Source organism: Actinacidiphila alni (assembly GCF_900112845.1).
Classification (GTDB): domain Bacteria; phylum Actinomycetota; class Actinomycetes; order Streptomycetales; family Streptomycetaceae; genus Actinacidiphila; species Actinacidiphila alni.
Genome location: NZ_FONG01000013.1, coordinates 205,535 through 228,484 on the forward strand (window position 1 = coordinate 205,535; position 22,950 = coordinate 228,484).

Genomic DNA, 22,950 nt, shown 5'->3' on the forward strand with positions numbered 1-22,950 from the left:
GCACGTCCGATCCGACTCAACGAGGAGCAGTCTTGTCCGCAGTCGACTATGACATCGGCATCATCGGCGGGGGGCCGGCGGGTTCCACCGCGGCCTCCTATCTCACCAGGGCCGGGCTCAGCGTCGCGCTCTTCGAGGGCGAGACCTTCCCCCGCGAGCACGTCGGCGAGTCGCTGGTGCCCGCCACCACGCCCGTGCTGCGCGAGATCGGCGCGCTCGACCTCGTCGAGCAGGCCGGCTTCCCGCGGAAGTTCGGTGCCGCCTGGACCGCCGCCACTCCGCCCGGCGTCCCCACCATGGGATTCAGCGGCCTCTCGCACGGCCTCGGCGCCGCCGAGATCGAGTTCGACGAGCGCGACCAGCCCGGTGTCCACCAGGCGCACACGTACCACGTGGACCGCGGCAAGTTCGACCAGTTGCTGCTCCAGCACGCGGCGTCCAACGGCGCGAAGATCTTCGAGAACACCCGTATCGCCGGCGTGGACTTCGACGGCGAGCACCCGGTGATCCGCCCGGTCCGCGACAAGGACAACGGCACCACGGTGCGGATGGTCGTGGACGCCAGCGGACGCGGCACGATGCTCGGCCGCCAGCTCAAGCTGAAGGTCCCCGACCCGGTCTTCAACCAGTACGCGGTGCACACCTGGTTCGACGGACTGGACCGTACGGCCCTCTCGCACGACAAGAAGAAGGCCGACTACATCTTCATCCACTTCCTGCCGCTGACCGACACCTGGGTGTGGCAGATCCCCATCACCGACACCATCACCAGCGTCGGTGTCGTCACGCAGAAGAAGCACTTCACCGCCTCCAAGGACGACCTGGAGGGCTTCTTCTGGGAGTGCGTCGGCAGCCGCCCCGAGCTGCGCAGCGCCCTGGAGAGCTCCGAGCGGGTCCGCCCCTTCAAGGCCGAGGGCGACTACAGCTACGGCATGAAGGAGATCACCGGCGACAACTGGGTGCTCATCGGTGACGCCGCCCGCTTCGTCGACCCGATCTTCTCCAGCGGCGTCAGCGTGGCCCTCAACAGCGCCCGCATCGCGACCAAGGACATCATCGCGGCGGCCGAGGCCGGCGACTTCCGCAAGGCGCGCTTCAACGAGTACGAGCGGACCCTGCGCCGCGGTGTCAGCAACTGGTACGAGTTCATCTCGATCTACTACCGGCTGAACATCCTGTTCACCGCCTTCGTGCAGGACCCCAGGTACCGGCTCGACGTGCTGAAGATGCTCCAGGGCGACGTCTACGACGACGACGAACCGCGGGCGCTCGAAGCCATGCGCAAGATCGTCGCCACGGTCGAGAACGACCCCGACCACCTGTGGCACAAGCACCTGGGCAGCATGTCCGCGCCCTCCGCGGCGGCGCTGTTCTGATGACCGACCAGGCCCCGGAGGCGGTGGCGATCATCGGTGCCGGCTGCCGCTTCCCGGGCGGCGTGGCCGACCTGGACGGATTCTGGCGGGTGCTGCGGGACGGCACCGATGTGATCACCGAGATCCCGCCGTCCCGTTCCGACCTCGCCCGGCACTACGACCCGGACCCGGATGCGCCCGGCCGCACGTACACGCGCTGGGGCGGCTTCCTGGAGGACGAGACGCGCTTCGACGCGGACTTCTTCGGGATCGCCCCGCGCGAGGCCCGGCAGATCGACCCGCAGCAGCGGATGCTGATCGAGGTCGCCTGGGAGGCGCTGGAGAACTCCGGCATCGTGCCCGGCAGCCTGGCCGGCACCCGCACCTCGGTCTTCTCCGGCGGCCTGGGCGTCGACTACTTCCTGCGCCACTCCCGCGAGGCGGGCGCGCGCGGCATCGACCCCTGGTACGCCTCCGGCAAGGAGGCCAGCTTCGGCCCCGGCCGGCTGTCGTACCTGCTCGGCCTCAACGGACCCAGCGTCGCGCTGAGCACCGCCTGCTCCTCCTCGCTGGTCGCCACCCACCTCGCACGGCAGAGCCTGCTGACGGGGGAGTCCGACACCGCGCTGGTCGGCGGCGTCAATCTGCTGCTCGCCGCCGAGCTGACCGTGTTCATGTCCAAGGTCGGCGCCATGGCCAAGGACGGCCGCTGCAAGGTCTTCGACGCCGCGGCCGACGGGATCGTGCGCGGCGACGGCTGTGTGGTGCTGGTCCTCAAGCGGCTGTCCGACGCGCTCGCCGACGGCGACCGGGTGCTGGCCGTGATCCGCGGCTCCGCCGTCAACCACGACGGGCACAGCGCGGGACTCACCGTGCCCAGCGCCGCCGCGCAGGCGTCCCTGCTGCGGGACGCGATCGCGTCGGCAGGCGTACGGCCCGACGAGATCGGCTACGTCGAGGCGCACGGCACCGGCACCCCGCTCGGCGACCCCATCGAGATGAGTGCGCTCGCCCGCACCCTCGGTGTCGGCCGCGACGCCGAACACCCGCTGCTCGTGGGCTCGTTGAAGACCAACTTCGGCCACACCGATGGTGCCGCGGGTGCGGCGGGACTCCTGAAGGCGGCTCTCGCCGTAAGACACGGCGAAGTCCCGCCGCACCTGCACCTCGACACGCCCAACCCCGGCATCCGCTGGGACCGCTGGCCGGTACGGGTGCCGACCGGAATCACCCCGTGGCCGGAGGGCGGCGAACGGCGGCTCGCCGGAGCCAGCGCCTTCGGGCTCAGCGGCACCAATGCCCATGTCATCGTCGAAGCCCCGCCCGTGACCGCGACCGAACCTGCGGGAACCGCCATCGAGCAGCCGCCGTCCCGCCTGCTGCTGCCGGTCTCGGCCCGCTCCGGCGCCGCCCTGCGCGCCCTGGCCGAGGCCCACCGCGACCGCCTGGCCGAGCGGCCCGACGCCGACCTGGCCTCGTACGTGCGCGCCGCGGGTGTGCGCCGCACCCAGCACCGCGAGCACCGGATCGCCGTCACCGGCACCACGGGCGCGGAACTGGCCGGGGAACTGGCCCGGCTGCTGAGCACACCGCTGGACACCGCGCTGCCCGACACCCCCACCGACGGCTGGGACGGCACGGACACCGACGACGACCTGTCGGGTGTCTGCTTCGTCTTCTCCGGACAGGGCGGCCAGTGGGCGGGCATGGGCCGCGAACTGCTCGCCCACGAACCGGCCTTCGGTGAAGAACTGGCCCGCGTCGACGCGCTGATCGCCGCCGAGGCCGGCTGGTCGGTGATCGCCGAACTGTCCGCCGAAGCCGAGCGGTCCCGGCTGACCGAGACCGAGATCGCCCAGCCCGTCGTCTTCGCCGTCCAGGTCGCCGCCGCCGCGCTGTGGCGGTCCTGGGGCGTCGAGCCCGCCGCGATCGTCGGCCACAGCATGGGCGAGGTCGCCGCCGCCCATGTCGCGGGCGCCCTGACGCTCGCCGACGCGGTACGCGTCATCGTGCACCGGGGGCGGCTGCTGCAACCCTCCGAGGGCGGCGGCCGGATGGCGTCCGTCGCACTGCCCGAGGCCGACCTGCTGCCGCTGCTCGCACCGTACGGCGACGACGTGACCGTGGCCGCCGTCAACGCGCCCGCGAGCACCGTCGTGTCCGGGCGCACCGACGCCGTCGAGGCGCTCGGCGCTCAACTGGCCGGACTCGGCCACGGTTTCCGCCTGATGCCCGGCGGCTACGCCTTCCACAGCCCGCAGATGACGCCCTATCAGGACGAACTCGTCACGCTGCTCGGCGAGCTGCGTCCGCAGGCGGCACGCGTACCGGTGCACACCACCTGCGACCCCGGCGACGAGCCCTTCGACGCCGCCTACTGGGGCCGCAACCTCCGCGAGCCGGTCCGCTTCCACGCCGCCCTCACCCGCGCACTCGACGCAGGTCACCGGCTCTTCGTGGAGCTGGGCCCGCACCCGGTGCTCGCGCAGCCCGTCGTGCAGAGCATGGAGGAGCGCGGCTTCGACGGACTGGTCGTCCCCACACTGCGGCGCGACACCGACGACGTCGCCACCGTACGGACCTCGCTGGCCCGGCTGTACGCGGCCGGCCTCGACATCCGCTGGTCCGCCGCCAACCCCGGGCCCGACGAGGTCACCGACCTGCCCAATTACCCGTGGCAGGGCGAGCCGCTGTGGTTCGACATCCCGGAGGGGCGCGACGACGACGGCACCGTGAGCGGCGCCGAACTCGGCTCGCTCAGCGGTGAGTTGAAGCTCTACGACGAGGCGGGGCGACTGGTCGCCGAGACGGTGGGGCTGCGCCTTCGGGCCCCGGGCGCGCCGCAGCCCGCGGCTCTCCCCGCGCCTGCACCCGCGCCTGGGCCTGTGCCCGTCTCCGAGGCGGCACCCGCCCCGGCGGTGCCCCGCCCCACCCGTGACTGGCTCACCGACCTGGTCGCCGATGCCGCCGCCGAAGTGCTCGGCCTCGCCTCCGGCACCGCCGTGGCACGCGGCCGGGGCTTCGCCGACCTCGGCATGGACAGCCTCGGCGCCGTCGAACTGTGCAAGGTGCTGGAGCGGTCCGTGCCGCTGCGGCTGCCGAAGACCGCCGCCTTCGACCACCCGACCGTACGGCGCTTCGCCGACTATCTGCACGGTCTGCTGGGCGAAGCCCCGGCTCCGACCCCGCTTCCGGAGGCCGCCGCCGCTCCGGCGATCGCCACACCCGCCGCGCCGACAGCCCCGGTGAGCACGCCCGGCGCGCCCGAGCCGATCGCCGTGATCGGCGTCGGCTGCCGCTTCCCCGGCGGCGCCGCGGGACCGGACGCGTACTGGCGGCTGCTCACCTCCGGCACCGACGCCGTACGCCGCGCCCCCGAGGGCCGGTTCGACGACACACGCGTGTGGTGGGGCGGCTTCCTCGACGAGGACCCGGCCGGTTTCGACGCGGGCTTCTTCCGGATCCCGCCGCGCGAGGCCAAGGTGATGGACCCGCAGCAGCGGATGTTCCTCGAAGTGGCCTGGGAGGCCATGGAGGACGCGGGGGTGCCGCCGACGTCGCTCGCCGGAACCCGCACCGGGGTCTTCCTCGGCATGAATTCCACCGACTACGCGCAGATCGTCGGAGGCGGGACCGACACCGTCGACGCCTTCTACGGCACCGGCACCTCCTTCAGTGCCGCCGCCGGCCGGCTGTCGTATCTGCTCGGCATGCGCGGCCCCAGCCTCGCCGTGGACACCGCGTGCTCCTCCTCGCTGGTCGCCGTGCACCTCGCGGTGGCGAGCCTGCGCTCCGGCGAGAGCGACCTCGCGGTCGCCGCCGGCGTCAATCTGATCCTGGGCACCACCATCCACCGGGCCAGCGACGCCGCGGGCGCGCTGGCGGCCGACGGCCGCTGCAAGACCTTCGACGCCTCGGCCGACGGCTACACCCGCGGCGAGGGCTGCGGCGCCGTCATCCTCAAGCCGCTGTCGGCGGCCCGGCGCGACGGCGACCGGGTCCTCGCGCTGATCCTCGGCTCGGCCGTCAACCAGGACGGGGCCAGCAGCGGCTTCACCGCCCCCAACGGGCCCGCCCAGGAGACGCTGCTGCGCGCCGCCTTCGCCGACGCCCGGATCGGCGCCGACGACATGGACTACGTCGAGGCGCACGGCACCGGCACCCCGCTCGGCGACCCCATCGAACTGCGCGCCCTCGGCGCCGCCCTGACCGGACGCACGGCCCCGCAGCCGGTCTCGGTCGGCTCGGTGAAGACCAACATCGGCCACCTCGAAGCGGCCTCCGGCATCGCCGGACTCATCAAGACCGTCCTCGCCCTGCGCCACGAAGCCCTCCCGCCGCACCTGCACTTCACGCAGCCGAGCCCCGACATCCCCTGGCCGGACCTCCCGCTCGACGTCCCCGCCCAGGGCCGCCCCTGGCCGCGCGGCGAGCGCCGCCGCGTCGCCGGCGTCAGCGCCTTCGGCTTCAGCGGCACCAACGCGCACATCGTCCTGGCGGAAGCCCCGGACGCCACCCCTGTGGCGGCCGACCGGCCGCAGTCCGCCCTCCCGTACGTCCTCCCGCTGTCGGCCGCCTCGCCGACCGCGCTGCGGCAGCGGGCCGCCGAGCTGCGCGCCCTGATCGCGGAGGACGGCCCGGACGCCGCCACCGATGACGCCGACATCGCCGCCCTCGCCGGGACACTCGCCCTGCGCCGCTCCCACCTCGACCACCGGCTCGCCTTCGTCGGCCGGGACCGGGCCGCGCTCGTCGAACGGCTGGACGCCTTCGCCGCGGGCGAGAGCGGCGGACCGGGGATCGCGGCGGGCAAGGCCGCGGCGCGCGACCGCGGACCCGTCTTCGTGTTCTCCGGACACGGTTCCTACTGGCCCGCGATGGGCCGCTCGCTGCTCGCCGCCGACCCGGTGTTCCGGGACGCGGTCGGTGCGGCGGACGCGGCACTCGCGCGGCACCTGGACTGGTCGGTGCGCGAGGCCCTGGAAGCGGCACGCGCGCCGGAGAACGAACTCGACCAGCAGATCATGCTGTTCGCCACGCAGTACGGACTGACGGCGAGCTGGCGCGCGCTCGGCGTCGAACCCGCGGCGGTGATCGGCCACAGCATGGGCGAGGTGTCCGCCGCCCTGTGCGCGGGCGCGCTCGACCTCGCGCAGGCCGCCGAGGTCATGGTGCGCCGCACCCACCTGCTGCGGGCCCTGGTCGGCCAGGGCGGAATGGCCGTGGTGGGCCTCGACACCGAGCGGACGCAGGACGAACTCGCCCCTTACGGCGACCGCCTGTGCGTCGCGGTGGTGAACAGCCGCCAGTCCACGGTGGTGTCGGGGGAGACGTCCGCGCTGGAGGAACTGGGTGCCCGGTTGCGCGCCCGCAATGTGTTCTTCCGCGCGGTCAACGCCGGCGGCCCGGCCCACAGCCCCTGGGCCGAGCCGCTGCGCGAACAGCTCGTCCGCGACCTCACCGGCCTGACGCCCGCCGAGCCCCGGCTGCCGATGTACTCCTCGGTGGACGGCGCCCCGCTCGCCGCCGGCACCCCGCTGGACGCCGCCTACTGGGGCCGCAATCTGCGGCAGACCGTACGCTTCGCCGACGCCGTACGCGCCGCGGCCGACGACGGCTACGACACATATCTGGAGCTGTCCCCGCACCCCATCCAACTCGTGCCGATCGAGCAGGAGTTGCGGGCGGAGGGCGCCGACGGGCTGTTCGTGCCGTCGCTGCTGCGCGACCAGGACGGCACCGAATCACTGCTCACCGGCCTCGGCGCGCTGCACGCAGGCGGCCTCGCGGTGGACTGGCCGCGCCTGCACCCCGGAAGTACGCCGCTCGCCGAACTGCCGCGCTACCCCTGGGAGCACAAGCGCTACTGGGTGGACAGCCGTGCCGGCGGCCCCGCGCGGTCCGGTACGCATCCGCTGATCGCCCGGGAGGTCCGTACCCCCGCCGGCCGTGTCGTCGACAGCGAACTCGACGCCGCGACCGCCGCCCGGATCGGAGCAGAGCCCATCGGCGCCGCGCTGCGGGTGCCGGGCGCGGCCTGGCTGGAGCTGGCCGTCGCCGCGGCGAGCAGCGCCATCGGCGCCGGCAGGCCCGTCCGGCTGACCGACGTCACCCTCGACCGGCCGCTGCTGCTCCCCGCCGACGGCAGCGCCACCGCCCAACTCACGCTGGGGCGCGCCGCGTCGGGCGCCCGGCCCGGCCTCGCCCTCACCATCGCGGAGCCCGCGACCGACACCGCGCCCCGGGCCCGGCAGCTCATGGCGGCGCGCGTACTGCCCGGCCGTGCCGCCGACGCCGACGCGGCCTTCGCGCCGCACCCGCGCGGCCCCGTCGGTGAACCGCTGCGCGCCTGGCTGGCCCGGCACGCGACCGGAGACAGCGCGCCCGCCCCGGAATCCGCCTGGCTCGGCGACGACCGGATCGAGGTCGAACTGCGGTTGCGCCCCGCCACGATGCGCTGGCACATCGCCCCCGACCTGCTCGAACTCGCGCTGCGGCTGCCCGCGTTCCTGCTCTCCGCGGATGCGGCCGACCCCGCGCTCCTCCCGGCGGCCCTGGACAGCCTCACCCTCCACGCGGCCCCCGACGACCGCGTCCTGGTCACCGCCACCCTCCACCGGGACACCCCCGGTGACCCGACCGCCGACGTCCGCCTCATGACACCGGACGGCCGGCTCCTCGCCGACATCACGGGCATCCGCCTCGCCCCGCCGCGCGGGCGCCTCCTCAACCAGGACGAGACCGCGCGGATCGGCGGCAGCCTGTACGTACTCGACTGGGCGGACCGGCCCCTGACGGCCCGTCAATCCGACGTGGGATCCGACGCGGTGACCGTCGTACTCGCCGACCGCGGCGGTGTCGCCGAGGCGCTGGCGCGCGACCTGGCCGGGCTCGGACGCGCGACGACCGTGCTGCCCGCCGACGGCGGGGCCGACGCCGTACGGCAGCGACTCGCCGACGTGCTGCGGGAGTTGCGCGGCGGACCCGGCTGCCGCCAGGTCGTCCACCTCGGCGGACTCGACCTGCCGGAACACGGCGAACCGGACAGCGCGGTACTCGCCGACGCCTGCGCCGCGGTCACCGCGATCGCGTCGGTGACGGCCGCGGTCGGCAGCGGCGCCCGGGTGCTGTACGTGACCCGGGGCGCCGTAGCCGTGGACGATCTCGAAATGCCCGCCGCCGCGCAGGCGCCGTTGCGGCAGTCCGCGATCGTGACCGGGGTGGAGCGCCCCACGGCGTGGGGCGGCGTCCTCGACCTCGACCCGCTCTCGTCCGGCTCGGCGCAGGACGCGGCGGGCATCGCCGCCGAACTCCTCGCCCACGACGGCGGGGACGGCACGGACGGCGAGGAGGACACCGAGGACCGGCTCGCGCTGCGCGCCGGCCGCAGGCTCGCCGCCCGGCTGCGGCGCGCCCCGGCCCCGCCGCCACTGTTCGAGCCGGTGGAACTGGCCGCCGACCGCGGCTATCTCGTCGCGGGCGCCGACGGCGCGCTGGCCGACCGGGTCGCCTCCTGGCTGACCGCGCGCGGCGCCGGCCGCGTCCTGGTCGTGCCTCGGATCGAGGACGCCAAGCAGGCGACCCGGCTGTTCGAGGACGAGGCCGCAGCCGGACACCCCGTCGCGGGCGTCGTCTGGCTCGGTGTCGACTGGAATCTGCCGACCGACCAGGAGGCGGACCCGGCCACGGTCGCCGCCGCGATCGACGACCGCGCACGCGGCGCCTGGCTGCTGCACCAGGCGGCGCTCGACACGCGTACCGACCTGGACCTCTTCCAGCTCTGGGGCACCGTGGCGTCGAACTGGGCGGCGATCGGCGCGGGCGTGCAGGCCCCGGCGGACGCGCTGCTCACCGCGCTCGCCGGCCACCGCGGTGCGCTCGGCCTGCCGGTCTGCGCGATCGCCTGGGCACCCTGGCTGGACGTGGAACTGCTGGACCGCGACAGCGCCAACCGGCTGACCCGCAGCGGCATGCGCCCGCTGCCGCCCGGCATCGCCATCGAACTGCTCGACCGGATCACCGCCTCGGGACTGCCCGCGGTCGCCGCGGCCGACGCCGACTGGGGGCTGCTGCTGCCGCTCTACCGGCAGGCCACGCCCTGGCCGCTGTTCGACGTGCTGGCCGACGAGGCCGCCTCGGCGCCCGGCGACTCCGGCGCACTGCTGGACAAGCTGCGCTCGCTGCCGGACGCGGCCCGCGGCGATCTGCTGCTCGAATGCGTCCTCGAAGAGGTCGCGGTCGTGCTCGGCCTGGACGGACCCGGTGAACTGGAGCCCCGCCAGGGCTTCTTCGAGCTGGGCCTGAACTCCATCACCGCACTGGAGATGAAAGTACGGCTCGAACGCCGCTTCGGCAGCGCCCTGCCCGCCACCCTCGCCTTCGAGTACCCGACCGGTGACGCGGTGGCCGGATTCCTCGCCGTCGAGGTGCTCGGGCCGCTCGCCGAGGATCAGCAGGCGGCACCGGACGTACGGCAGGACGCCGCCGTACCGGACCGGGGCGCGCCCGAGGGCGCGGGCGATGCCAATGACCCCGTCGCCGCCGGGCACGACCGCCCCGACGACTCCGCAGGCCCCGACGATCCCGATGGCACCGACGACCCCGACGACGCGGATCTCTTCGCCCGCCTGGACGCCGAGGTCGCCGCCGTCAACGCCCTCATCGAGGGGGAGAAGCGATGAACCAGCCCACCGACGCCGCCGCGTCCCGCGCCGCCGACCAGCAGCGGTCCCGGCTCGCCCAGGCCCTGGAGACCATCGGGCGGCTGCGCACGATGGTCGAGGACCAGCGGGCCGCGCTGCACGCCCCGATCGCCGTGATCGGCGTCGGCTGCCGCTTCCCCGGCGGTGCCGATTCGCCCGAGCGCATGTGGGACCTGCTGCGGGACGGCGTGGACGCCATCGGCCCCTTCCCGCGCGACCGCTGGGACACCGACCCGTACTACGACCCCGACCCCGAGGCGCCCGCGAAGGCGTACGTCGTCGAGGGCGGCTTCCTCGACAGCGCGGACACCTTCGACGCCCAGCTGTTCGGCATCGCGCCCGGCGAGGCCCTCGGCATGGACCCGCAGCAGCGGATCGCCCTGGAGGTCGCGTGGGAGGCCCTGGAGCGCGCGGGCATCCCGCACGACTCCCTCGACGGCTCCCGCACCGGCGTCTACATCGGCGCGAGCACCAGCGACTACGTACGGCTGCGGCAGCAGTACGGCGATCCGGCCGCGATCGACGGCTACCAACTGCTCGGCGAGAACAGCTTCATCGCCGGACGCGTCGCGCACACCTTCGGCCTGCGCGGCCCCGCCCAGGTGGTCGACACCGCCTGCTCGTCCTCGCTGGTGGCCGTCCACCAGGCGTGCCAGTCGCTGCGGCTCGGCGAGACCGACCTCGCACTGGCCGGCGGCGTCAATGTGATCCTGTCCCCGTACGGTTTCGTGCTGGTCAGCAAGGCGGGCGCGGTGTCGCCCGACGCCCGCTGCAAGGCATTCGACGCCTCCGCCGACGGCTACGCGCGCGGCGAGGGCTGCGGCCTGGTCGTCCTCAAGCGGCTCAGCGACGCGCAGGCCGACGGCGACCGGGTGCTCGCCGTCATCCGCGGCAGCGCCATCAACCACGACGGCCACGCATCCGGCATCTCGGTGCCCAGCGGCAAGGCGCAGCAGGACGTCATCCGGGCCGCGCTCGCCGACGCGGGAGTGGCCCCCGAACGGGTCGGCTACATCGAGGCCCACGGCACCGGCACCGCGCTCGGCGACCCGATCGAACTGCGCAGCCTCGAAGGCGTGCTCGGCGCCGGACGGACCTCGCAGCAGCCCGTCCACGTCGGCTCGGTGAAGACCAATGTGGGCCATCTGGAAGCCGCCGCCGGCATCGCGGGCCTCATCAAGTGCGTCCTCGCCGTCGGCCACGGCGAGATCCCGGCCAGCCTGCACTTCCGCACCCCCAACCCCAACATCGACTGGGCCGCGCTCCATCTGCGGGTCGCCGCGGAGCACACCCCGTGGCCCTCCGACGGGCAGCCGCGGATCGCCGGGCTCAGCTCCTTCGGCGCCAGCGGCACCAACGCCCACCTCGTCATCGAGGAGGCCCCCGCCGTGCCGCTGCCCGACGCATCGCAGGAAACGCCGCACCGGCAGGCCGAAGTGCTCGTCGCGTCGGCGCGCAGCGAACCCGCCCTGCGCGAACTGACGCTGCGCTGGGCCGACTTCCTGCGCGCCAACCCCGCGACACCGCTGGACGCAGTCGCTCGCACCATCGCCGCCGGCCGCTCGCCGCAGCAGATCCGGGCGCCCTTCACCGCCCGCGACACCGCTGGGCTCGCCGACCGGCTGCACGCCTTCGGCACCGGCGACGGCGGCCCTGCCCCGCGCCGTGCCCAGGCCGCGCACCGCGCCAGGACCGCCTTCATGTTCACCGGCCAGGGCGCCCAATTCGCCGGTATGGGAAGCGAATTGAGCGCCGCCGAGCCCGTCTTCCGGCAGGCGCTGGAGCGCTGCGCCGAGATCGCCGACCCGCTGCTCGGGCGCCCCCTGCTGGACATCCTCCACCCGGACGGCGACGACGGCGGGTCGATCGACCGCACCGTGCACACCCAACCGGCGCTGTTCGCCGTCGAATACGCGCTCGCCGAGCTGTGGGCGTCCTGGGGCGTACGGCCGGCCGCCGTCATCGGCCACAGCGTCGGCGAATACGCGGCGGCCGTCGTGGCGGGCGCGGTGGACGTGGCGGACGCGCTCACCCTGATCGCGCTGCGCGCGAAGCTGATGGAGTCCGTGACCGAGCCCGGCGCGATGCTCGCCGTGTCCCTGGACGCGGCGGCGGCGCGGGAAGCCATCGGGCAGGCGCGCGCCGACCGGGTCGCGGTCGCCGCCGTCAACGGCCCCCGGGACACCGTCCTTTCGGGCGCCGCCGACGCCATCGCCGCGATCCGCGACGAACTGGCCCGCGACGGCGTCACCGTCAAACCGCTGACCGTCTCGCACGCCTTCCACTCGCCGTTGCTGGACCCGGTGCTCGCCCCGCTGGAGGAAGCGGCGGCACGGATCACCGTCCGCGAACCGCGCATTCCCCTGATCTCCAACCTCACCGGGCGCCCGCTGGACCGCGCGACCCTCGCGGACCCCGGCTACTGGGTCCGGCACGCCCGGCAGCCGGTCCGCTTCCACGACGGCCTGCTCGCGCTGCGCGAGACCGGCGTCGGCGCCTTCGTCGAGATCGGCCCAGGACGCACCCTGCTGGGCCTGGCCGCACGGACGCTGCCGGACCCCGACCTGCTGTGGCTGCCGTCGCTGCGGCGCGGCGTCCCCGAGGCCGAACAGGCGCTGGAGAGCCTGGGCGCCCTGCACGCCTGGGGCGCCCCCGTCGACTGGACGGCGGTGCACCCGGCCGGCGCCGACCGCCATGTCCCGCTCCCCACCTACGCCTTCCAGCGGCTGCCGCTGCGCTTCCCGCTGGCCGACGACACCTCGCCCGTACTGCCGGGCCCCGGCGGCGCCGCGTCCGCCGGGCAGGCCGACGACCACCCGCAGTACACCGTCGAATGGCGGCGCTCGCCCCGAGCGGGCCGCGCCGCCGACCCGGCGGGCCGCACCCTGCTGTTCGCCGACACCACGGGGGTCGCCGAGCGGCTGGCGCGCGAACTGTCGGCGCTCGGCGGGGAGAGCGTGCTCGTCCGGATCGTGGACGAGCCCGGGGGAGAGGCCGGCGGCTGGACCGTACCGGCCGGTGACCCGGCCGCGCTGCGGCGGCTGCTCGCCGAGGTCGGGCCCGTCGACCGGATCGTGCACCTGGCGGCGCTCGACGCGCCCGCCGGGGACAAGACCGGCGACGACGACCTGGCGCGGGCCCGCGTGACGGGACCCGAGACGGTGGTGCACCTGCTCCAAGCACTGGCCGAGCGGGACCCGGAAGCCTCCACCGGCTCCGGGCCGACCCGGCTGTGGCTGGTCACCCGCGGCGCCCAGGCCACCGGCGAGGAAGAGGCACCCGACGGTCTGAGCGGCGCGCTGCTCACCGGACTCGCCAAGGTCGCGGGCCTCGAACACGCCGACCTGTGGGGCGGTGCGATCGACCTCGACCCGGCCGGCGACCCGGAGGGCGGCGCCGCCGAACTCGCCGAGGAACTCCTGCTCGGCGACGAGGACGACGAGGTCGCCTACCGCGGCGGCGCCCGGCTCGTGCCCCGGCTGACCCGCTCCCTGCCCCCCGCCGACGACGCGCCGACACTGCGGGTCGACACCGAGGGCACCTATCTGATCACCGGCGGTCTCGGCGGCCTCGGCCTGACCCTGGCCGAGTGGCTGGCCGGGCTCGGCGCCCGTCACCTCGTGCTCACCGGCCGCGCCGGACTCCCGCCGCGCGAGAGCTGGGACGACCCCGACCTCCCGGCCGCGGCCGCCGAGCGCGTCGCCGCCGTCCGCACCCTGGAAGAACGCGGGGCGCGGGTCACCGTCGCCGCCGCCGATGTGTGCGACGAGGCCGGCATGTCCGCCGTACTGGCCGGAATCGCCGCCACCGGGCAGCCGCTGCGCGGGGTCATCCACGCCGCGGGCCTGGCCGGCGCGCAGAACATCGCCGAGGCCGACGCCGAATCCCTGCACGAGGTGCTGCGGCCCAAGGTCGAGGGCGCCTGGACCCTGCACCGGCTGCTGGACGGCACGGAGCTGGACTTCCTCCTGCTGATGTCGTCCATCGCCTCCGTCTGGGGCTCCGCGCACCTGGGCGCGTACGCGTCCGCCAACCGCTTCCTCGACGCGCTCGCCGCCTACCGCCGCCGCACCGGCCGTACCGCGCTCTCGGTGAGCTGGGGACCGTGGCGCGTGGCCAGCGGGCTCGGCGGCGACGACCTGATGGCCCGGCTGGAGGCGCTCGGGCTGCGGGCGATCGACCCGGAGACCGGGCTCGCGCACCTCGGCCCACTGCTCGCCTCCGACACCGCGCACGCGGTCGTCTCCGGCGCCGACTGGGCGACCCTCGGCCCGCTGCTCGAATCGCGCCGCGCCCGCCCGCTGCTCACCGAGGTCCGCGTCGACGCCGGGCAGGACGCCGACCGGGGCCCGTCGGAGCACCTGACGGCGGTGCTCGCCGCACCCGCCGACGAGCGCGAGGCACTGCTCGACGTGTACGTGCGCACCGTCCTCGCCGACCACCTCGGCGTGGCACTCGCCGAGATCACCGACGACATCAGTCTGCTCGACCTGGGACTCGACTCGCTGGGGGTGACGCAGGTCATCGCCCGCTACCGCGCCGATCTGGCCCTGCGCCTGGAACCCCGTCCCTTCTTCGAGGAACCGGCCGTCCACTGGGCACGGCTGCTCACCGCCGAGGTCGCCCGTCAGCACTGACCCGCCGACCGGCAGGACCGGCCGACACCCCAGCACACCCAGCCGTTTCCCAGGAGGTCGCAGATGACACCCCCACGCCACGACGTCGCCATTCTCGGCGCCGGCATCGCCGGCTCCATCCTGGGGGCCGTGCTTGCCCGCAACGGCGCCAAGGTGCTGCTGCTCGACGCCGGCACCCACCCCAGGTTCGCGATCGGCGAGTCCACCATCCCGTACACCTCGGTGCTGCTGAAGGTGGTCGCCGCCCGCTACGACGTCCCCGAGATCGCCCACCTGGCCAGCTTCCAGAGCGTGCGCAAGCACGTCACCGGGGCCTGCGGCATCAAGCGCAATTTCGGCTTCGTCTACCAGCGCGAGGGCCAGGCCCAGCAGCCCGACGAGGTCAACCAGTTCGTCATCCCGAAGATGCTGCACACCGAGAACCACTTCTACCGGCAGGACATCGACGCCTACATGGCGTACACCGCCGCCTCCTACGGCGCGGACCTGCGGCAGCAGACCCGGATCCAGGACGTCGACATCGACGGCTCCGGCGTCACCCTGACCACCGACCGCGGCGAGACCTTCCTCGCCCGCTACGTGGTCGACGCCAGCGGCCACAAGGCCCCGGTCGCCGAGCACTTCGGACTGCGCGAGCAGCCCACCCGGTTCAAGCACCACTCGCGGTCGATGTTCACGCACATGGTCGGCGTCACCCCGTACGACGACGTGATGCGCAACCCGTCGCAGTACGGCAACCCCAGCCCCTGGCACCAGGGCACCCTGCACCACGTCTTCGACGGCGGCTGGCTGTGGGTGATCCCCTTCGACAACAACAAGGGCGGCACCAACCGGCTGTGCAGCGTCGGCCTCACCCTCGACCCGCGCCGCCACCCGCGCCCCGACGGTCCGCCGCAGCAGGAGTTCGACGACTTCCTGCGCCGCTTCCCCGACATCGCCCCGCAGTTCAAGAACGCCCGGCCGGTGCGCGAGTGGGTCTCCACCGGGCGGTTGCAGTACTCCACCACCAGCACCGTCGGCGACCGCTTCTGCATCACCGCGCACGCCGCCGGCTTCATCGACGCGCTCTACTCACGCGGCCTGACCAACACCCTCGAAGTCGTCAACGTCCTCGGCCACCGGCTGCTCGACGCCATCCGCGACGACGACTTCTCGCGCGAACGCTTCGCCTTCGTCGAGCAGTTGGAGCAGGGCCTGCTCAGCGCCAACGACGACCTGGTCAACAGCTCCTTCATCGCCTTCCGCGACTACGGCCTGTGGAACGCGGTCTTCAGGACCTGGGCGATCTCCACGGTGCTCGGCACGTTCCACCTCCAGGGCATCTACGACAAGCTGCGGCACGGCGACACCGGCCCGCTGCGCGAGATGGAACACGCCAAATACCTCGGCTCGCCCTTCCCCGTCCACGACGGCTGCAACGAGCTGCTGCGCACCACCACGGCCGTCAGCGAACAGGTGGAGAGCGGCACGATGACCGCGCAGGACGCCACCCGGCGGCTGTTCGCGCAACTGTCGGACGCCGACTTCATCCCGCCGCCGCTGGGCCTGGACAAGCCGGGCAACCACTTCTTCCACGCGACGCCGCCCCGGATGGCCCGCACCGTCGCCTGGGCGCAGACCAAGGCGCCCGCCGACATCTCCGGCACCGTGACCCACGCCATGCGCGGCTTCGCCAGGGAGCGCATCGCGCACAGCCGCTGACCCGGCCGCCGGCCCCGTACGAGCAGGACCAACCCGACCCGAACAGGTGATGGGCACCATGACAACCGACCCCGACCACATCGGCGACGACCAGCGCGACCCGGACGTCACGGTGCTCGGCACCGGGATCACCGCCACATCGCTGGCGGTGATCCTGGCCCGGCACGGCCTGCGGGTGCTGCTGCTCGGCGACCGCGACCGGTCGGCGAGCGAGCCCGGCGAGATGACCCTGCCGTGCACCTCGTTCCTCTACGAGGTGATCGCCGAGCGCTACCGGGCCCCGGAGATCGGCCTGCTCGCCGACGCCGGCCGGGTCGGCCGGGAACTGTCGTTCAACTGCGGTGTGCAGCGCACCCTCGGCTTCGTGCACCACCAGGAGGGCGCCGGCCACCGGCGGGCCGACTCGCTGCAGTTCAACATCCCCTCCGAGCACGGCGAGAGCCGCTTCTACCGGCCCGACCTGGACGCCTGGATGCTCGCCGCGGCGGTCGGCCGCGGCGCCCGCGTACGGCACCGGGTCCGGGTCGACAAGGCCGTCGCGGAGGACGGCAGCGTGCGCCTGACGCTCGCGGACGGCGAGGAGATCCGTACCGGCTTCGTCGTCGACACCACGGGACCCGACTCGGCGGTGGCCCGCGCGCTCGGCGCCGAACGGGTCTCCGGCGGCGCCGGCACCCGGGTGATCGGCGCGCACGTCCTGGGCGTCCGGCCGTACGAGCGGGTGGCACCGGTCCTCAAGGGCTCGCACCCCTGGTCGCAGGGCACCTTGCACCACGTCTTCGACGGCGGCTGGATCCAGATCGGGCACTTCCGCAACTACGAAGGCACGCCCGCCGGTTCGGCCCTCGCGACGGTCACGCTGTCGCTGGACGCGGCCCGCTTCCCGCGCGGCGCCGACCCCGAGGGACCGGACGGCGGCGGCTGGCAGGAGATCCTCGCGCACGCCGCCCGTCACCCGGCCGTCGCCGCCCAACTCGACGCCGCCCGGCCCACGTTCACCTGGGCGTCGGAGGCCGGGCAGTGGCACGCCTCGCGCACCGTCGGCGACCGGATGCTGCTGCTCGACCAGGCCGCGCTCGGCGGCGACCCGGTCCTCGGCCGCGACCTCTACACCTCCGCCCAACTCGTCTACTCCGCGGCCTCCGACATCCTCGCCGCGGCCAGGGACGACGACTGGTCGGCGGGCCGCTTCCGCTATCTGGAGCGGCTTCAGCACGGTATGGCGGACCGTCAGGACCGGCTGGTGGAGGCCGCGTTGACGGCGTCCAGCGACCCGTTGCTGTGGAGTGCGACGGCCCGGGTCTGGCTGCTGGGCACGATGTTCGACGCGCTGTCCCTCAAGCGCAGCGCGAAGACCATGGCGGCCGGCGCCGCGGAGGCCGCCCTCGCCTCGTTGCGCGGTGACCCGGCCACCGGGGTCTGCCACGAGACGGTGCCCGAGTACCGGGACCTGCTCGACTTCACCCTCGCCACCTGCCGGGAGACCGCCGCGGGCCGCACACAGGCCCGGCAGGCCGCCGACCGGATCTTCGTACGGCTGCGCACCGAGCCGATGGTGCCGCCGATCTACGGCTTCGGCGACCCCCGGGACAAGGAGTACGTGCTGACCACCCCGCAACGGCTGCGCACCCTGCTGTGGGCGCGCAAGGAGGCACCGCCCGCGGTGCTGCGCCTGGTGAAGCCGTACGGGGCGCGCGGCGGGGGAAGAGACCTCGGCCATGACGACTGACCAGGAGCGGGGCCGGGGCCCGGTCGCGGACGCGACCCCGCACGAGGGACCGGACCAGGACTTCCGCCGCAGCGACATCCGACGCAGGCTCGCCCACCTGGGGATCGTGGACATGGACATGGACACCGGAACCAAACGGTTCCCCGCACAGGCCCTGCCGCCCGAGCCGTCCGCCATGCGCCAGGTGTGCGGGCACTTCGCCACCGGCATCACCGTCGTCACCAGCCAGCTGGACGGGCAGTGGGTCGGCGCCACCGTCAACTCCTTCACATCGGTGTCGCTGGAGCCGCCGCTCGTGCTGTTCTGCCTGCGGCACGACTCCCGGCTGCTGGCCGCCGTACGCGCCTGCGGCACCTTCGCCGTCAGCATCCTCGGCGCGGGCCAGGGACCGGCCGCGATGGGCTTCGCAGCGCCGGGACCCACCGGCTTCGACGGCTTCGACTGTCTGAGCGGAAGCTGCGGCGCGCCGATCCTGCGCGGCGCCATCGGCTTCCTGGAGTGCAAGGTCGCCGACGAGTACCACGGCGGCGACCACCGGATCGTGATCGGCGCCGTGACCTCGCTCGGCACGCTCGAGGACGGCACGGAGGACGACGGGCCGCTCACCTTCTACCGCGGGCGGCTCGCGCGGCTGGACAAGGAGGCTGACCGATGAGCGCCGACCTGACGACGACCCCCGACGACACGCTTGCCCCCGACCACACACCTGTCTCGGACCGCACACCTGCCCCCGATCGGACGCCTGCCGCCGACCGCACGCCTGCCGCGGGCCATGCGCTCGCGGTCGGGCCGACGACGGGCTCCGAAGCGGCCACCCTGGTCGAGGCGCTCCGGCGGCGCGCCGCGGCCACGCCCGACGACACCGCCTTCGTCTTCCTGCGCGACGGCGAGGAACCGGGCGAATCCCTCACCTACCGCGCCCTGGACACCGCGGCCCGGCAGTACGCCGCCGCGTTCACCGCCGCGGGGCTCGCGGGCCGCAACGCGGTGCTCCTCTATCCGTCCGGCGCCGACTTCGTCCGCGCCCTGCTCGGCTGCATGTACGCGGGCGTGGCCGCGGCTCCCGTCCAAGTACCGCACCGGATCGGGGGACTTCAGCGGCTGCGCGGCATCGCCGACGACGCCGGCGCCCGCGCCGTCCTCACCACCACCGAGGTCGCGGCCGACCTGCGCGAACGCTTCGCCGACCGCCCCGAACTGGCCGGTCTCACCCTCATCGCCACCGACGCGATGCCGCTGCCGGACGCCGCCGCCTGGCGCGGCCCGCTGCCGGGGCCGGCCGACACGGCGCTGCTCCAGTACACCTCGGGGTCCACCGGCGACCCCAAGGGCGTGATGGTCACCCACGCCAATTTCATCGCCAACGCCCGCGAGACCGACAGCCTCTGGCCCAGCGGCCCGGACGCCACCGTGGTGTCCTGGCTGCCGCTCTTCCACGACATGGGCATGCTCTTCGGCATCATCCTGCCGCTGTGGGCGGGCCCGACGTCGTATCTGATGACGCCCGAGTCCTTCATCCGCCGCCCCGCCCGCTGGCTGGAAGCGATCTCGCGCTTCCGTGGCACGCACGCCGCCGCGCCCGGCTTCGCGTACGACCTGTGCGTCACCGCCGCGGCAGAGGGCCGGACGGGCCCCGGGCTCGACCTGTCGAGCTGGCGCGTCGCGGGCAACGGGGCCGAGCCGGTGCGCTGGCACACCATCCGGAATTTCGCCGCGGCCTTCGCACCCGCCGGTTTCGACCCGCGCGCGATGTGCCCCGGCTACGGCCTCGCCGAGAACACCCTCAAGGCCACCGGCGACCGCGCCGACCGGGAACCCGCCGCCCTGTGGGTCTCCGACGACGCGCTGCGTGACGGCGTGGTCCGGCGGGTCGACGCGGACGCGCCCGGCGCCGTCCCGCTCGTCGGCTGCGGCGCGCCCGAGGGCGGTACCCGGATCGCGATCGTCGACCCGACGACGCTCGACCCGCTGCCGGACGACCGGGTCGGCGAGATCTGGATCAACGGCCCCTGTGTGGCGGCCGGTTACTGGGGCCGGCCGGAGGCGAGCAAGGAGACCTTCTGGGCCCGCACCGCCCCCGGCGCCGAGGACGGCAGGGAGTATCTGCGCACCGGCGACCTGGGCTTCGTGCACGAGGGCACCCTCTACGTCAACGGACGGCTGAAGGACCTCGTCATCCGCTCGGGCCGCAACCACTACCCGCAGGACATCGAGCTGTCCGCCGAGACCGCCGCCCCGGGCCTGCGGCCCAACTGCGCCGCGGCCTTCTCCGTGGACGACGGCAGCACCGAGAAGCTGGTGGTCGTCGTCGAGGCGGACGGCAGGACGCTGCGCGAGACCGGCACGCAGCGGCTGCGCCGGCTGATCCGCGACGCGGTCTGGGACCACCACCGGCTGGAGGCCGACGACGTGCTGCTGGTCCGGCGCGGCGCACTGCCCAAGACGTCGAGCGGCAAGGTGCGCCGCCGCGCCTGCCGGCAGCTCTACACCGATGGCTCACTCGCCGACTCCGTCGTCCGGGACGGCTGACGCCGGTCATGACACACCGAGGAGACACCGTGCCCGCAAGCCGAGGCGCCGGCACCACCGCCGACCGACTGGCCGAACTCGCCCGCAGGCGCGCCGAGTCGGCGCGCATGGCGACCGAGACGCCGGCCGTCGCCCGCCAGCACGACAAGGGCAAGCTCACCGCCCGCGAACGGATCGAGGCGCTGGTCGACCCCGGCAGCTTCGTCGAACTGGACGCGATGGCCAGGCACCGCAGCCACGACTTCGGCATGGAACGCCAACGCCCGCTCGGCGACGGGGTGATCACCGGATACGCCACCATCGACGGCCGCCGCGTCTGCCTGTTCGCGCAGGACTTCACCGTCTTCGGCGGCAGCCTCGGCGAGGTCTACGGCGAGAAGATCGTCAAAGTGATGGACCTGGCGCTGCGCACCGGCTGCCCGATCATCGGGATCAACGACTCCGGCGGCGCCCGCATCCAGGAGGGCGTGGTCTCGCTCGCCTTCTACGCCGAGCTGGTCAAACGCCATGTGCAGGCGTCCGGCGTCATCCCGCAGATCTCCCTGATGACCGGGCCGTGCGCGGGCGGCGCCGTCTACGCGCCCGCCATCACCGACTTCATCGTCATGGTCGAGGGCATCTCGCACATGTTCGTCACCGGCCCGGACGTGCTGCGGACGGTGACGGGCCATCAGATCGACCGCGAGGAACTGGGCGGCGGGCACAGCCACAACACGATCTCCGGCAACGCCCACCACCTCGCGCGCGACGAGAAGGAGGCGTTCGAGTACGTCCGCCTGCTGCTCGGCTACCTGCCGTCGAACAACATGGACGACGCGCCGGAGTACGAGGTCCCCCTCGCCGAGGAGTTCACCGCCGCCGACCGCGCGCTCGACACCCTGATCCCCGACGAGGCCAACCGGCCGTACGACATGCGCCAGGTGATCCACACCGTGCTGGACGACGGTGAACTCCTGGAGACCCAGGAGCTGTTCGCCCGCAATGTGATCTGCGGCTTCGGCCGGATCGAGGGCCGCAGCGTCGGTGTGGTCGCCAACCAGCCCTCGCACATGGCCGGCGCGCTCGACATCGACGCCAGTGAGAAGGCCGCCCGCTTCATCCGCACCTGCGACGCCTTCCACATCCCGGTGCTCACCTTCGTGGACGTCCCCGGCTTCCTGCCCGGCCTGGAACAGGAACGCGGCGGCATCATCCGCCGCGGCGCCAAACTCATCTACGCCTACGCCGAGGCCACCGTCCCGATGGTCACGGTCGTCACCCGCAAGGCGTACGGCGGCGGCTACGGCGTGATGGGCTCCAAACACCTCGGCACCGACGTCAACCTCGCCTGGCCCACCGCCGAGATCGCCGTCATGGGCGGCGAGAGCGCCGTCACCGTGCTGCACCGCCGCGCCGTCGAACAGGCCGAGGACCCGGCGGCCGAACGCGAACGGCTGCGCGCCGAGTACGAGCAGGCGCTCTGCAACCCGTACGTGGCCGCCGAACGCGGCTACGTGGACGCGGTGATCATGCCGCACGAGACCCGGGTCCAGGTGGCCCAGGCCCTGCGCGCGCTCGCCGACAAACGGGTGACGCGGCTGCCCCGCAAGCACGGGAACATCCCGCTGTGACCGGCGCGGGAGACCCCGACATCCGGGTGGTCAGGGGCGAGCCGACCGCCGAGGAACTGGCCGCGCTGCTCGCGGTGTGGGCCGGGGCCGGCGCCGCGGCCGGGCCCGAACCCGGGCCGCAGGGCGCGTCGTACCGCCGCGGCCGGGCCTGGGCCCGTGGCGCCGACCTCCGTACGGAGCGCGGCCCCGGCCTGTGGCGGCGAGGCGGCCGTGCCGCGCGGTGGACGCCGTGAGCCGCCCGGGCGGCCGGGAATCCACCACTGACCGGGGCCGGGACGGGGAAGCCGAACCGGCCGAGCGAGCCAAGGGAGCCATCGTGCGCAAGGTGCTCATCGCGAACCGCGGTGAAATTGCTGTCCGCGTTGCCCGTGCCTGCCGGGATGCGGGGATCGGGAGTGTGGCGGTCTACGCCGATCCGGACCGGGACGCGGTGCATGTGCGTGTGGCCGATGAGGCGTACGCGTTGGGCGGTGACACCCCGGCGACCAGTTATCTGGACATCGGCAAGGTGCTGGCCGCGGCCGCGGAGTCCGGGGCGGACGCGGTGCATCCGGGGTACGGATTCCTGTCGGAGAACGCCGAGTTCGCCCAGGCGGTGCTGGACGCGGGGCTGACGTGGATCGGTCCGCCGCCGCACGCGATCCGGGATCTGGGCGACAAGGTCGCAGCGAGGCACATCGCCCAGCG

The 22,950-nt window shown here is 74.0% G+C and carries 10 protein-coding genes; all 10 read left to right on the forward strand.

All coding sequences use genetic code 11. The annotated features are described in order from the left end of the window. Positions 1 to 32 precede the first annotated feature (32 nt). Positions 33 to 1,376: an NAD(P)/FAD-dependent oxidoreductase gene (locus BM076_RS22305; protein ID WP_093715427.1), complete on the forward strand. Its 1,344-nt coding sequence runs from the start codon at positions 33 to 35 to the stop codon at positions 1,374 to 1,376. Then, complete coding sequence (locus tag BM076_RS22310; protein ID WP_093715428.1) at positions 1,376 to 10,036, forward strand: type I polyketide synthase; 8,661 nt, start codon at positions 1,376 to 1,378, stop codon at positions 10,034 to 10,036. The genes BM076_RS22305 and BM076_RS22310 overlap by 1 nt, the downstream gene beginning before the upstream one ends. Continuing rightward, positions 10,033 to 14,694, forward strand: a complete 4,662-nt coding sequence (locus BM076_RS22315; RefSeq protein WP_093715429.1) for a type I polyketide synthase — start codon at positions 10,033 to 10,035, stop codon at positions 14,692 to 14,694. The genes BM076_RS22310 and BM076_RS22315 overlap by 4 nt, the downstream gene beginning before the upstream one ends. Before the next feature lie 63 nt (positions 14,695 to 14,757). Next, entirely contained in the window at positions 14,758 to 16,395 is a 1,638-nt protein-coding gene (locus BM076_RS22320) for an NAD(P)/FAD-dependent oxidoreductase (protein ID WP_093715430.1), read from the forward strand. Between the two features lie 58 nt (positions 16,396 to 16,453). Further along, complete coding sequence (locus tag BM076_RS22325) at positions 16,454 to 18,124, forward strand: NAD(P)/FAD-dependent oxidoreductase (RefSeq protein WP_177246556.1); 1,671 nt, start codon at positions 16,454 to 16,456, stop codon at positions 18,122 to 18,124. Continuing rightward, positions 18,114 to 18,779, forward strand: a complete 666-nt coding sequence (locus tag BM076_RS22330) for a flavin reductase family protein (protein WP_093715432.1) — start codon at positions 18,114 to 18,116, stop codon at positions 18,777 to 18,779. The genes BM076_RS22325 and BM076_RS22330 overlap by 11 nt, the downstream gene beginning before the upstream one ends. After that, the gene (locus BM076_RS22335; RefSeq protein ID WP_093715433.1) at positions 18,776 to 20,653 is read left to right on the forward strand and encodes a fatty acyl-AMP ligase; all 1,878 of its coding nucleotides are present in this window, start codon (positions 18,776 to 18,778) and stop codon (positions 20,651 to 20,653) included. Before BM076_RS22330 ends, BM076_RS22335 begins: the two co-directional genes overlap by 4 nt. A gap of 8 nt (positions 20,654 to 20,661) precedes the next feature. After that, a complete protein-coding gene (locus tag BM076_RS22340; protein WP_093715434.1) occupies positions 20,662 to 22,263 on the forward strand; it encodes an acyl-CoA carboxylase subunit beta in 1,602 nt (533 codons plus the stop codon). After that, positions 22,260 to 22,496: an acyl-CoA carboxylase epsilon subunit gene (locus tag BM076_RS22345; RefSeq protein ID WP_093715435.1), complete on the forward strand. Its 237-nt coding sequence runs from the start codon at positions 22,260 to 22,262 to the stop codon at positions 22,494 to 22,496. The genes BM076_RS22340 and BM076_RS22345 overlap by 4 nt, the downstream gene beginning before the upstream one ends. An 83-nt stretch (positions 22,497 to 22,579) precedes the next feature. Further along, on the forward strand, positions 22,580 to 22,950 hold a 371-nt coding region (locus BM076_RS22350), incomplete at its 3' end, for a biotin carboxylase N-terminal domain-containing protein (protein ID WP_322936118.1).

What these genes read in the sequence shown, in the direction of transcription:
- BM076_RS22310 (WP_093715428.1), top strand. Translation starts at nt 1,376, where the DNA reads ATGACCGACCAGGCCCCGGAGGCGGTGGCGATCATCGGTGCCGGCTGC.
- BM076_RS22315 (WP_093715429.1), top strand. Translation starts at nt 10,033, where the DNA reads ATGAACCAGCCCACCGACGCCGCCGCGTCCCGCGCCGCCGACCAGCAG.
- BM076_RS22320 (WP_093715430.1), top strand. Translation starts at nt 14,758, where the DNA reads ATGACACCCCCACGCCACGACGTCGCCATTCTCGGCGCCGGCATCGCC.
- BM076_RS22325 (WP_177246556.1), top strand. Translation starts at nt 16,454, where the DNA reads ATGACAACCGACCCCGACCACATCGGCGACGACCAGCGCGACCCGGAC.
- BM076_RS22330 (WP_093715432.1), top strand. Translation starts at nt 18,114, where the DNA reads ATGACGACTGACCAGGAGCGGGGCCGGGGCCCGGTCGCGGACGCGACC.
- BM076_RS22335 (WP_093715433.1), top strand. Translation starts at nt 18,776, where the DNA reads ATGAGCGCCGACCTGACGACGACCCCCGACGACACGCTTGCCCCCGAC.
- BM076_RS22340 (WP_093715434.1), top strand. Translation starts at nt 20,662, where the DNA reads ATGACACACCGAGGAGACACCGTGCCCGCAAGCCGAGGCGCCGGCACC.